This window comes from Glaciimonas sp. Gout2 (genome assembly GCF_035018905.1).
In the GTDB taxonomy this organism is placed as follows: domain Bacteria; phylum Pseudomonadota; class Gammaproteobacteria; order Burkholderiales; family Burkholderiaceae_D; genus Glaciimonas.
Genome location: NZ_JASJXA010000067.1, coordinates 1 through 12,643, shown reverse-complemented (window position 1 = coordinate 12,643; position 12,643 = coordinate 1). Strand labels below are relative to the sequence as shown.

The 12,643-nt window shown below is 48.2% G+C and carries 10 protein-coding genes; 4 read left to right on the top strand and 6 right to left on the bottom strand.

Annotated features, from left to right (window positions below):
* Positions 1–1,160, bottom strand: a 1,160-nt coding sequence (locus QN379_RS22125) for a PLP-dependent aminotransferase family protein (RefSeq protein ID WP_323507631.1), incomplete at its 3' end; no start/stop codon positions are given.
* A gap of 175 nt (positions 1,161–1,335) precedes the next feature.
* Between QN379_RS22125 and QN379_RS22120 the strand changes: the two genes are divergently transcribed.
* From QN379_RS22120 to QN379_RS22105, 4 genes are all read left to right on the top strand, one after another.
* Positions 1,336–1,659 (top strand): DUF2917 domain-containing protein, encoded by a 324-nt coding sequence (locus QN379_RS22120; RefSeq protein WP_323507630.1) that lies wholly within the window; start codon positions 1,336–1,338, stop codon positions 1,657–1,659.
* 2 nt (positions 1,660–1,661) lie between these two features.
* Entirely contained in the window at positions 1,662–2,252 is a 591-nt protein-coding gene (locus QN379_RS22115; RefSeq protein WP_323507632.1) for a LysE family translocator, read from the top strand.
* Between the two features lie 279 nt (positions 2,253–2,531).
* On the top strand, positions 2,532–2,990 hold the full coding sequence (locus QN379_RS22110; RefSeq protein WP_322238275.1) for a RidA family protein: 459 nt from the start codon (positions 2,532–2,534) through the stop codon (positions 2,988–2,990).
* A gap of 81 nt (positions 2,991–3,071) precedes the next feature.
* Entirely contained in the window at positions 3,072–4,265 is a 1,194-nt protein-coding gene (locus tag QN379_RS22105; protein ID WP_323507629.1) for a PLP-dependent aminotransferase family protein, read from the top strand.
* A 543-nt stretch (positions 4,266–4,808) separates the two neighbouring features.
* Here the strand turns inward: QN379_RS22105 and parC are convergent.
* The 5 genes from parC to QN379_RS22080 all read right to left on the bottom strand — a co-directional run.
* Positions 4,809–7,127 (bottom strand): DNA topoisomerase IV subunit A, encoded by a 2,319-nt coding sequence (gene parC, locus QN379_RS22100; RefSeq protein WP_323507628.1) that lies wholly within the window; start codon positions 7,125–7,127, stop codon positions 4,809–4,811.
* 27 nt (positions 7,128–7,154) lie between these two features.
* A complete protein-coding gene (locus QN379_RS22095) occupies positions 7,155–8,003 on the bottom strand; it encodes a lytic transglycosylase domain-containing protein (protein WP_323507627.1) in 849 nt (282 codons plus the stop codon).
* The gene (locus QN379_RS22090) at positions 8,003–9,991 is read right to left on the bottom strand and encodes a DNA topoisomerase IV subunit B (RefSeq protein WP_322238283.1); all 1,989 of its coding nucleotides are present in this window, start codon (positions 9,989–9,991) and stop codon (positions 8,003–8,005) included. Before QN379_RS22090 ends, QN379_RS22095 begins: the two co-directional genes overlap by 1 nt.
* 667 nt (positions 9,992–10,658) lie before the next feature.
* The gene (locus QN379_RS22085; RefSeq protein ID WP_322238285.1) at positions 10,659–11,828 is read right to left on the bottom strand and encodes a vWA domain-containing protein; all 1,170 of its coding nucleotides are present in this window, start codon (positions 11,826–11,828) and stop codon (positions 10,659–10,661) included.
* 24 nt (positions 11,829–11,852) lie between these two features.
* On the bottom strand, positions 11,853–12,643 hold a 791-nt coding region (locus QN379_RS22080), incomplete at its 5' end, for a MoxR family ATPase (protein WP_323507626.1).

Here is a 12,643-nt window from a genome sequence, read left to right as displayed (position 1 = left end):
CCTTCGGATAATATTTTATAAACAACGCGTTCCCCTATCTCAGCCGTGGTGAGCGTTGTTAGCATCTTGCGATCAGTTAAATGCTGCGCTAACTCATGCGAAGTGGCAATAAAACCTACGCGTAGATTAGCTGATAATGTTTTGGAGAATCCACCCAGATAAATGACCCGACTCAGCTGATCGAGTGTCGCCAGTCTGGTCGCCGGCTGAACTGCAGAACCAGGATGGATGTCGCAATAAATATCGTCTTCGACTATCGTAAAGTTATGTTCTTCGGCAATTTTTAATGTCTGAAATGCCTTGGCCGCTGACATCGAGGTCGATGTTGGGTTGTGCAGCACTGAAACCAGTACATATAATTTGGGTTTATGTATTGCAGCCAACTCAGCCAGTTTGACGATGTCCGGACCATCTGCCAAACGAGGAATACCAATGACTTTGGTGCCCAAGGCGGCAAACGAACCAAACATTAGAAACCACGACGGATCGTCAACAAAAATCACGTCTCCAGGCTTGGTAAAGTGGCGCGCCACCAGATCGAGCGCCAGCGTGACACCGGTAGTCGTGACGATTTGCTCGGGCGTGACCGCAATTTCAAGCTCTGCCAGTTTAAGTTGCAGCTGTTGCCGCAATGGGAAAAAACCTTGTGGATCACCATAACCTAACAATTGGCTAACGCTTTGGCGACTAATCGCACGCAAGGCATTGGCAATGAGTTCACCATCAAGCCATTCGGCTGGACACATACCCATTCCTGGCTTTTTTTGTGTCGGCATCTGCCGAAACATGTTTCTTACGAGCCAGACTATGTCAATTGAGGGCGTTTGTTCTTGGTTTGATTGGGGTATCTGATGGGCGTTAATCAACGGTGAACGTTCCCGGACATAAAAGCCGGAACCGCGCCGCGACTCGAGAAATCCCTTTGCTACCAGTCTGTCGTAAGCCTCCACAACTGTGAAGCGAGACACGCTATTTAGATCCGCATACTGCCGGATAGAAGGCATGCGCGCACCGGTACGAAGCAGTTTGTCACTTATCCGTGTTTCGATCACACGGACGATTTGCTCGACAAGCGACGTGTCCGCATCGCGCGAAAGAAGTTGCTGGGTGCTAACCAAGCGCGGAGGGGTAAGTTTGCGGTTGCTAAGTGTATTGGTCATATTGCCGGTGCAATGTTAGGAATTATTTTATAAAGTGTACTGGTACTGTATCGCTCCTGTCGGTTAGGATACACCTATCGGATTGGCATTGACAATCTCGAATGCAGAAAAGAGGCAAAACAGAAGGTAACTGCCTTCCCTCGTCAAAGCCCATACTATTTTCAGGTTGAATGTGATGAAAAAATTGTTCATGAAAGATTCCCATACGATGGATGTCGGTGATGTATTGGCCGGTATCGCGCTTCGCCCATGTTCTATTCGGGTGGTCGCCGGGCGTGTGTGGATTACCCGCGAGGGTGATATTGATGACTATTGGCTAAGCGCAGGGCAACGTCTGGCGGTTCATCCTGATCAATTGATTGTTCTAGAAGCAGACTCCGGACTCTGTCAGGTGGAGATCGCTTGCGTCAATCATCGTGGTGTACTGACTGCCTTACTGCGCCGGTTTGGGCACGCCTTACGCCAGCCTTTCCGTCCAGCGGTTGGCGGTGCCACATGATCATGGAATCATTGTTTCCGCTGGCTGTATTCGCGTTTGTGTCATCGATTACGCCGGGTCCGAATAACATTATGCTGACATCTTCAGGCATCATGTTTGGCTTTTCACGTTCGATTCCCCACTTGCTGGGAGTAACTGTCGGTTTTTGTGTATTGCTACTGATATGTGGAATGGGAATTGGAAGCCTGTTATTAGCACTTCCATCAATGCATTTGATACTGAAAACATTGGGTTCTGGCTATTTACTGTATCTGGCGTGGAAACTGCGCAAAATGTCTTTTAAAGCCGACAAGGACAGTAACGCCCAGCCAATGTCTTTCGTCAGTGCTGCCTTGTTTCAGTTTGCCAATCCAAAAGCCTGGATTATGGGGATCACCAGTGCTTCGGCCTTTTTGCCTTTGGTTGAACCGTTCTGGCTGGCGCTATGCCTGTATTGTCTTGTATTTGCCGCCATTAATCTGCCCTGCGTTAGTGTATGGGCTGGCGCTGGCTCGGTCTTGCGACGCTATCTGGCGGAAGTATTGTGGCAACGTGTTTTTTGTACAGTCATGGTGCTGTTGACAATCTACTCGGCAATTTCAATTTGGCTTTAACGCTAATCCGTACAATGATCGCTGGATCGCTTTTGGCAGCCATCAACGCATAAATTGTTTGGTATTTAGTTATGATAGGACCCTGGCGGCTGGACGGCAGATGGCCGTTCGGCGGCAACCTGTTAAGTTTTGATAATGTTTATTGAGCAGTTTCAGTATAAGTGATGCTAAAGATCTACTTTTTACGCAAAGCGCAGGTAGATTTGAGATAATCATGTATTCGTCGTCCAAAGAACGGGCGCAGTCGATTTTTTTACCCATCCAGAATTGGAGTGTTAGATGTCTGTATATGAAAAGCTGAAAGCCCTTAATATCACACTGCCTGCGATCGCCGCACCAGCCGCGGCCTATGTTATGTACGCTCAAAGTGGAAAGAATGTTTTCTTATCGGGCCATCTGGCGAAAAAAGAGGGAAAAGTATGGGTCGGTCAGCTAGGTAAGAATACGAGCACTGAAGAAGGCAAAGAAGCGGCACGCGGTATTGCGATCGAATTAATCTCGACACTTGAAACAGCCTGCGGCGGTGACCTGACGCGAGTAAAACGTATCGTCAAATTGATGAGCCTGGTTAATTCCACCAGTGATTTTACCGAACAGCATTTGGTTACAAACGGTGCCTCAGAATTGTTGGTCGAAGTATTTGGCGAGCAAGGCAAGCACGCACGTTCCGCATTTGGAGTGGCTCAGATACCATTGGGCGCTTGCGTTGAAATCGAACTCATTGCAGAAATTGATTAAGTTTCTGACCGTTTTATGCATATTGCGGTGACCACTTGTAGTCCATGCCGCAATCGTCAACACCGATAAAAGAGAATAGTAATGAAAATTGAGAATCCAAACGCACTGAAATGGCATTTTTCGGAACGCGCACAAAAACTGCAGGGTTCCGCTATTCGCGAAATTCTGAAAATAACCATGCGTCCGGAAGTGATCTCTTTCGCCGGTGGTTTGCCTTCGCCTTTGACTTTCCCGGTCGAGCAAATGAAGGTCGCGTTCGATAAGGTGCTGACGCAGCAGGGCAAAGTGGCATTGCAATACGGTCCGACCGACGGTTATGGTCCTCTACGCGAATGGGTGGCCAATTCATTGTCGATTAATGGTTCAACGATTTCGATGGATCAGGTCTTAATGGTTTCTGGCTCGCAACAAGGATTGGATTTGCTCGGCAAAGTCTTGATCGACGAAGGCAGCAAAGTGTTGGTTGAGACCCCGAGCTACTTGGGCGCGTTACAAGCTTTCTCTTTGTATGGCCCTGACTTTGTTTCGGTTCCAACCGATGAGGGTGGCTTGATACCAGAGCTGGTTACGACACTTGGTAAGGATGCGCGACTACTTTATTCACTGCCTAACTTTCAAAATCCGACAGGTCGCACGATGTCGCTTGAACGGCGTCAGGCATTGGTGGAGATTTGTTCCCGCCTTAATTTGCCGCTGATTGAAGATGATCCGTATGGTGCGCTCAGCTATCGCCGCGAGCCATTGCCGAAGATGCTGAATATGAATCCCGATGGCGTCATCTATATGGGTTCGTTCTCCAAAGTATTGACGCCAGGTATTCGTCTCGGCTACGTAGTAGCGCCGCGTGAATTGGTTGATAAAATGGAGCAAGCTAAACAGGCCACCGATTTACATACTGCGCAATTGACCCAAATGGTGGTGTACGAAGCGATTAAAGATGGCTTTTTGGGTACACATATTCCGACCATTCGGCAGTTATATTCAGATCAGTGCGATGCTATGCTAGCAGCTTTGGAAACCTATTTTCCAAGCAGTGCGACCTGGACCAAACCAGAAGGCGGCATGTTTATTTGGGTAACATTGCCAAAACATATCGACACAATGAAATTATTGGATGAGGCGATTAAAGAGCACGTCGCATTTGTCCCGGGTGCACCATTTTTTGCCAACACGCCAGAGTCTAATACACTGCGGTTAAGCTTTGTGACGGTACCACCGGCCAAGATACGTGAAGGTATTGAAAAATTAGGTAAATTGATTGCTGCTAAGCTGTAAGCTCTTCAGTCCCACCTGAATGTAAAGTTAGTGGAGATATGGAGTAAATTGAAGGACGTTAAAACGGAGGGCATTGCCCTCCGTTTTAACGTCTACATTATCGCTACGTTACTCATTAATATTCCAATCGCCAATCACCAGCTCTCAAGCATGACTCCACAGCAGCATCTCTGCGCGATGCATTCACATCATTCTGCGAATACGATGGCGGCATGTACAGCCCCGGAGTTGTATTGCAAATAACCTGACTATTTTTATCATCGCTATTAATTCTCCGACAGTTGGTAGTCGTAGGACTCTGATAGCCAGGATTAAGTTGATTCACGATTATCGTCGGATAAATTTGCGCAGCTTGTTTCTCACACGATAATTTATCGCGGTAGAAATCGCTTTCACCTTTATATGGATGCTTCCAGGTTGCACAACCTGAAAGCGTCAACATGCATGAGACGGTTATGGCTAAATAAATGTTATGCGGCAAACCGTTTTCCTTTAAAAAATGTTCGATATATCGTTGCTGTGACGCATATAGCGACGAGTGAATTACACCAATGGCGTTAATGTCATCGGCTTAAGTTTCGACTCTAGCAACTTACCCTTACGCGCCCGTTTGCCAATATGCGGGATCAAGCCGTTCGCTGAAAGAGAGACATCTTGCGCCTTGCCTCCGCGACCCATACCGGACACCATCACACCCCGTTGACTGATAGGCTGAGCGGCCAATAGCTTTTCTGCATTCTCCAATTCCATCAGGATCACGCCACGGCCACCATTTGTGAGCATTTTGCATTCTTCCAGGCCAAAGACGAGTAACCGCCCTTTTTCTGACAAACACGCAATTGCGCTGGCACTGGAACCGATAGGGCGAGGCGGTAACGATTGATCGCCTTCATCCAGCGTGATGTAGGCCTTACCTGCTTTAACCCGGCTAAGCATGTCTCCGACTTTGGCGGTGAAACCGTAGCCGCCTGACGACGCCAGCAATAGCGTCACTTCTGCCGAAGCAGCGAAGTAATGCAATATGCTACTGCCGTTGGCCAGGTCGATTAACGTGGTGATAGGAATGCCGTCTCCCCGCGCATTGGGGAGTGAAGCCACCGATACCGAGTAAATTCGGCCATTCGAGCCGAATACCAGCAGATTGTCGACCGTGCGGCATTCAAATGCGCCGTACATAGCGTCGCCAGCTTTAAATGTGAACTGGGCAGCATCTTGACTATGACCGCTGCGGGCGCGTATCCAGCCTTTTTGCGAGACGATGACGGTGACGGGCTCATCGATCACTTTTGTTTCTACTACGGCCTTTTCTGCTGCCTGAATCAAGGTGCGGCGGGCATCGCCAAATTGCTTTTGATCTGCCTCGATTTCTTTGATGACCAAACGTTTTAATGACGAAGGATTTTCAAGCAGATCCTGAAGACCTTTCTTTTCATCGCGCAGTGTCGCCAGTTCTTGCTGGATTTTAATGGTTTCCAGTCGGGCTAACTGACGCAGACGTATTTCAAGAATGTCTTCAGCCTGACGATCCGATAACTTAAACGCATCCATCAACGCCGGTTTTGGCTCGTCTGACTCACGGATGATCTTGATAACTTTGTCAATATTGAGCAAGATCGCTTCGCGACCTTCCAAAATATGGATGCGGTCTTCTACTTTTTGAAGCTTAAATTGTGAACGGCGGGTGATGGTGGCGAAACGGAATTGAATCCATTCGCGCAGGATCATACCCAGACCCTTTTGTCGCGGCCGTCCATCGCCGCCGATCATCACCAGATTGATCGACGCACTGCTTTCCAGCGACGTATGCGCCAGTAGCATGTTGGTGAATTCAGTTTGATCGATATTTTTCGATTTTGGCTCGAATACCAGGCGTACCGGCGCATCGCGTCCGGACTCGTCACGCACCGCGTCGAGTACCGACAAAATGGTTTGTTTGAGCGCCATCTGGTCCGGGCTTAACGATTTTTTACCAAGCTTAATCTTGGGATTGGTAATCTCCTCAATCTCTTCCAATACTTTTTGTGAGGAAGTATTCGGTGGCAGTTCGGTGACCACAGCTTGCCATTGGCCGCGTGCCAACTCTTCAATTTTCCAGCACGCACGCACCTTAAGGCTACCGCGGCCGACTTCATACATATCCGAAATAGCGGCTGCGGAACTGATAATTTGTCCACCGCCCGGAAAGTCCGGTCCCGGAATCATTTCCATTAATTCCGCATGCGTCATGTTCGGATTTCGAATCAGGGCGACAGCCGCTTTGGCAACTTCGGTCAGATTATGTGATGGGATTTCGGTCGCCAGGCCGACGGCGATACCTGACGCACCATTGAGCAACACGAATGGCAATCGTCCCGGTAGCAGTTTTGGCTCTTCGGTCGAGCCGTCATAGTTGGGTTGAAAATCAACCGTTCCCATGTCAATTTCATCAAGTAGCAATTTGGCAATTGGCGTTAAGCGCGCTTCGGTATAACGCATCGCCGCTGCGCCATCGCCATCGCGTGAGCCGAAGTTGCCTTGACCATCGATCAGCGGATAGCGCAGGGAAAAATCCTGGGCCATGCGCACCAGCGCATCGTAGACCGATTGATCGCCATGTGGATGCAATTTACCCAGAACGTCGCCGACTACGGCGGCTGATTTGCGCGGTTTTGCGTTTGAGTTCAGGCCAAGCTCATTCATGGCGTACAAGATGCGCCGCTGAACTGGTTTCTGACCATCAGAAACATCCGGCAACGCACGACCTTTTACGACCGAAATGGCGTAATCCAAATAGGCGCGTTCTGCAAAAGTTGCGAGGGTTAGTGATTCATTAGGTTCGCCGTCAGGCGGCGGCAGGTCAAACAGATCGTTTTGTTCAGTCATGAAGTTTTAGAGATTTATTCGTTTGGTTTATTCGATGATGGGTTGCAGACCGTCAGGCATATTTCTACGTCCGGGAATGACCAGGTGGATGCGAGGCCGGTTGCTGTGTTCAGCATCGCTCAAGCTGGAGTCTGCAAAATGATTACTGTCGTCTTGCACAATGGCATGCTGACTTTGAGCCGGTCTATATAGTTGGTAGAACTGCGCCACGATTTGTACATAATTACGCGTTTCAGGGAAGGGCGGAATCTGATTTTTGTATTTCCTTACTGCACCTTCTCCTGCATTGTATGAGGCGATTACCAGCTCCTGTTTATACGGAAACAGTAATATCAAATCACGTAAATAGCGCGCACCGAGACGTATGTTAGTGCGTGGATCGCTTAACTTTTCCTGTACCGTTTTTTTCTTGTCACTAATGACGCCGTAACGTTCGGCGGTGTCGGGCATAATTTGCATCAGTCCGACCGCGCCTTTTGGCGATACGGCAGCTGGATTAAACCCCGATTCCGCTGCCATGACAGCTTTCAACAATGCCGGTTCAAGGGAAAATTCTTTTGCGGCCTGATTAACAATCGCTTCAAATTTTTTAGTACCGGCATGTTGCGATAGATAGCGATATAGCGGCGTCTTTGTGAAGTTTGAATCCAGGCCGACTACTCGTTGGTCTTTATGGGAGAAGAAATTCGAGGAGTCAAAGGTCGCATTTCCTCGCATGTATAACTGGTAACGGTCAGTGATCTTTTCTGTAGCAAAATGCCCGACGCCTTGCTCGTCGATAAAACCATAAATATCGGCACGTGCGTTGACTGTGACCAGTACTGACATGAAAGTCAGTGAAAGTATCAGTCGACGTATGTGTGCCGAAGGTTTCATTAGATGTCGGCCTCGGCTTCGTTGCCGTGCTCTTCAATCCATGCCCGACGTGCTGAGGCTTCGCCTTTGCCCATCAACATATTAAAGCGATTTTCGGACGCCTCCAGATCAAACGCCCCGAGCATAATGGGTAGCAAGCGACGCGTATCCGGATTCATGGTGGTTTCCCACAACTGCCCGGCGTTCATCTCACCCAAACCTTTAAAGCGAGAAATGGTCCAAGACCCGTCCTTGACGCCATCTTTACGCAGCTTATCTTCGATCGCAGTGAGTTCACCGTTGTCTAATGCGTAAATTTTTTGTGCAGGTTTTTTCCCGCGGGCGGGTGCGTCAACCCGAAATAATGGTGGCCGTGCAACGCAAATATGCCCACGATCAATAAGCTGTGGAAAGTGGCGGAAAAACAGCGTTAGCAGCAACACTTGAATATGTGATCCATCGACGTCCGCATCTGACAATATGCAGATCTTTCCGTAACGGAGCGTGCTGAAATCGACTGTGTCATTTTTGCTATGGGGATCGATCCCGATAGCAACCGCCATATCGTGGATTTCATTATTCGCAAATAGGCGGTCGCGCTCAGTTTCCCACGAGTTCAGCACTTTTCCACGCAGAGGAAGAATCGCTTGAAACTCTTTATCACGTCCCATTTTTGCGGAGCCGCCAGCTGAATCACCCTCGACCAGAAATAACTCGTTACGACTAATATCGCTGGATTCGCAATCTGTCAGTTTGCCAGGTAACACGGCAATACCCGAGGTTTTTTTCTTTTCAACTTTTTGGGTTGAACGTAAACGATTTTGCGCCTGCTTGATAACGAGCTCGGCAAGTTTTTTACCGTATTCGACGTGATGATTGAGCCATAATTCTAGCGCTGGTTTAGTATAAGTCGAGATCAACTTTACCGCATCACGCGAATTCAGACGCTCTTTGATCTGCCCCTGAAATTGTGGATCTAACACTTTGGCCGATAAAACAAACGATACGCGGGCGAATACATCCTCCGGTAGCAGTTTGACACCTTTCGGTAACAGTGAGTGCATGTCAACGAAATTCTTCACTGCACCAAACAGCCCTTCGCGCAGACCGGATTCATGCGTTCCTCCAGCCGAGGTTGGAATCAGGTTGACATACGATTCACGGACGATACCGCCATCTTCAGTCCACGCCACGACCCATGCCGCACCTTCGCCTTCAGCAAATCCGTCGGTTTCTGCAGTGGCGTATTGTTCGCCTTCAAACAGCGGTATTAGCGGCTCAGAGCTAGACGATTGCGCTAACGACTCCATCAGATAGCCGCGTAACCCTTGGTCGTACTGCCAGGTTTGGCTATCATTGGTTTTGGCGTTGAGAAGGGTGACTTTGACGCCCGGAAGCAAAACCGCTTTTGAGCGCAGCAGACGCTGCAATTCCGGTTGTGAGATTGCGGGCGAGTCAAAATATTTTGGGTCTGGCCATGCAGTAACGCGTGTGCCGCTTTTTTTGTCGTCGCGTGTTTGGGGCCGGGTTTTTAACTGCTCAATGAGATCGCCACCGGCAAACGCCAGTTGATGAACGCCGCCTTCACGCCAGACGGTGATTTCAAGTCGCGTGGAAAGTGCATTGGTGACGGAAACACCGACACCGTGGAGGCCACCGGAGAATGCGTAAGCGCCACCGCTACCTTTATCGAATTTGCCGCCGGCGTGCAGGCGCGTGAATACAATTTCGACGGTAGGGACTTTTTCCTCCGGGTGCATACCAACGGGTATGCCTCGGCCATCATCTTCGACGCTGACGCTACCGTCGACATTTAACGTCACCAGAATATTTTTGCAATAGCCGCCCAGCGCCTCATCGGAGGCGTTATCAATCACTTCTTGAATGATATGGAGTGGATTTTCGGTCCGCGTGTACATGCCGGGACGTTGTTTGACAGGCTCCAGTCCCTTTAGGACGCGGATGGATGATTCACTGTAGTCGGAAATCGGAGATTTTTTAGTTGCCATGCAATTCAGTTGGGGTGCAGTTTTAATACTTGTCTTTTAGTAAATTAAGACAAAAAACAAGTAATATCAAAATGAGGGAAATCTCTACAAGAACGCATTCTAATGAAAAAATCGACGCAGCTCCAGAATAGGTCGTTTCTCGATGCAAAAACAGTTTGAACCAGCTAAAATGCGGCCGCTTGTTGTTTTTTAATAAATTTCTGAAAGGGGGTCATGACAACCACCGTCTTCAAAATACGTAAACATTCAAGAAAATAGGTTAGACCATACCGTGGTGTTGATGAAATTATCAAAATCTACAGTTTTGGTCGCTAGCTTTCAGCACTTCCCCCCATTATATGGACGTGACAGAAAATTGAAAGTTTGCTCTTCGATGGCGAAGATGGATAATTCAGGCATCTTAGAAAACTGATCACAAGCCGTAAGACTGTGGAGGTAAAAGAATGGCAGACACATACTCTCTAGCCATTGATTTTAGCGCATCTTCTCAGTCTAACATCCATTTTTTGCACGCTTTTACGACGACGTAAGAGTGTGATTATCGGTACGTAGACTAATCGAATACGTTGCACCAAAAGTCGCCGCACCATCTGTGCATTGGCGCTAACAAGCTAGCGAGCAAGCTGGCAGAGTTTTTCAGTTCAACACAGCGTTATTTACCCTTGTATCACTTGCTTAACAATCGCATCCCACGTTCCAACCCATCGATAGTCAGTCCGAACATGCGATTGCTCATCAACTGCTTCACTATTTCTACCGATTGCCGGTATTGCCAAAGACCTTCTGGCTCAGGATTTAGCCAGATGAATTTTGGAAAGGCATTAGTGAAACGCTGCAACCAATCGGCGCCAGCTTCGTCATTATTATATTCAACCGAGCCGCCTGGTTGCAAAATTTCATAAGGACTCATGGTAGCGTCACCGACAAAAATCAGCTTGGTGTCAGGTTTGTATTTGCGCAGAATATCCCAGGTGGGGAACCGTTCCGCATGACGACGATGATTGTTTTTCCAGACATAGTCGTAGACGCAGTTATGGAAATAGAAGAAATCCATGTTTTTGAATTCGGTCTTAGCGGCCGAAAATAATTCCTCGGTACGAGCAATATGATCGTCCATACTGCCGCCGACATCGAGCAACATCAGTACTTTAATGTTGTTTTTTCGCTCTGCCTGCATTCTGATATCCAGATAGCCCGCATTGTTTGCGGTGGCCCGAATAGTGTCGTCCAGCGCTAATTCTTCCGCCACGCCTTCGCGGGCAAATCGACGCAGTCGACGCAGGGCGACTTTGATGTTGCGGGTATTGAGCTCACGCTCGTCATCATAGTCTTTGTAGGCGCGGGCTTCCCACACCTTTACAGCAGTGCGATTGCCGCCGCTGCCGCCCATACGGATGCCTTCAGGATTGGTGCCGCCATGGCCGAATGGCGATGTGCCACCCGTGCCGATCCATTTGTTTCCGCCTTCATGACGACCTTTTTGTTCTTCAAGTAGCTCTTTGATGCGATCCATGAGCTTGTCGTAGCCAAATTTTTCAAGCTGCGCCAACTGTTCAGGCGTCAGATCCCGCTTCATGCGCTGTGCCAACCACTCGGCAGGTATCTCAGGGTTTTTATCAAAAATCGCCTGAATGCCTTTGAAATACAATCCAAATGCCTTATCGAATTTATCGTAGTGCGCTTCGTCTTTGACCAATGTCGTTCTCGCCAAATAATAAAAATTATCCAGCGATGGCGTGATCACATGCTTTTGCAATGCTTCCAGCAAAATCAAAAACTCCTTGATTGATACAGGAATTTTGGCGTTTTTAAGTGTGTAGAAAAAATCGATCAGCATTAGAGTTTCGCAGAATGTTTCACATTAACGGTTTTTGCGCGCCATATACACTAAGCGCTCAAACAAATGCACGTCCTGTTCGTTTTTAAGTAACGCGCCATGCAAAGGCGGGACAATGGTCTTGATGTCGCTACTTTGCAGAGCAGAGGCCGGAATATCTTCAGCCAGTAATAATTTTAGCCAATCCAGTAATTCTGAGGTAGATGGTTTTTTCTTCAGACCGGCAACTTCACGCACTTGATAGAATGTTTCGAGCGCCTGCGCCAATAAATCTTTCTTCAATTGCGGAAAATGCACGTCGACGATATCGCGCATGGTTTCTTTGTCGGGAAATTTAATGTAATGAAAGAAACATCGACGCAGAAAAGCGTCCGGTAATTCTTTCTCATTATTCGATGTAATAATGACCAAGGGTCTAAATTTGGCCTTTACCATTTCACGGGTTTCGTAGACGTAAAACTCCATCCGATCAAGTTCTCGTAACAAATCATTGGGGAACTCAATATCGGCTTTGTCTATCTCATCGATCAATAAAACAACTTGTTGGTCTGCGTTAAACGCCTGCCACAACACACCTTGAATAATGTAATTGTGAATATCTTTGACCCGCTCGTCACCAAGTTGGGAGTCACGCAATCGTGATACGGCATCATATTCGTATAAACCTTGCTGTGCTTTCGTTGTCGATTTAATATGCCATTGCAACAACGGCATGTCCAGCGCGACAGCGACTTCCTCTGCCAGCATGGTTTTACCCGTTCCTGGCTCTCCTTTGATTAGCAGCGGCCGCTGCAGGACGAGTGCTGCGTTAACTG

What these genes read in the sequence shown, in the direction of transcription:
- QN379_RS22120 (WP_323507630.1), top strand. Translation starts at nt 1,336, where the DNA reads ATGAAAAAATTGTTCATGAAAGATTCCCATACGATGGATGTCGGTGAT.
- QN379_RS22115 (WP_323507632.1), top strand. Translation starts at nt 1,662, where the DNA reads ATGGAATCATTGTTTCCGCTGGCTGTATTCGCGTTTGTGTCATCGATT.
- QN379_RS22110 (WP_322238275.1), top strand. Translation starts at nt 2,532, where the DNA reads ATGTCTGTATATGAAAAGCTGAAAGCCCTTAATATCACACTGCCTGCG.
- QN379_RS22105 (WP_323507629.1), top strand. Translation starts at nt 3,072, where the DNA reads ATGAAAATTGAGAATCCAAACGCACTGAAATGGCATTTTTCGGAACGC.
- parC (WP_323507628.1), bottom strand. Translation starts at nt 7,127, where the DNA reads ATGACTGAACAAAACGATCTGTTTGACCTGCCGCCGCCTGACGGCGAA.
- QN379_RS22095 (WP_323507627.1), bottom strand. Translation starts at nt 8,003, where the DNA reads ATGAAACCTTCGGCACACATACGTCGACTGATACTTTCACTGACTTTC.
- QN379_RS22090 (WP_322238283.1), bottom strand. Translation starts at nt 9,991, where the DNA reads ATGGCAACTAAAAAATCTCCGATTTCCGACTACAGTGAATCATCCATC.
- QN379_RS22085 (WP_322238285.1), bottom strand. Translation starts at nt 11,828, where the DNA reads ATGCTGATCGATTTTTTCTACACACTTAAAAACGCCAAAATTCCTGTA.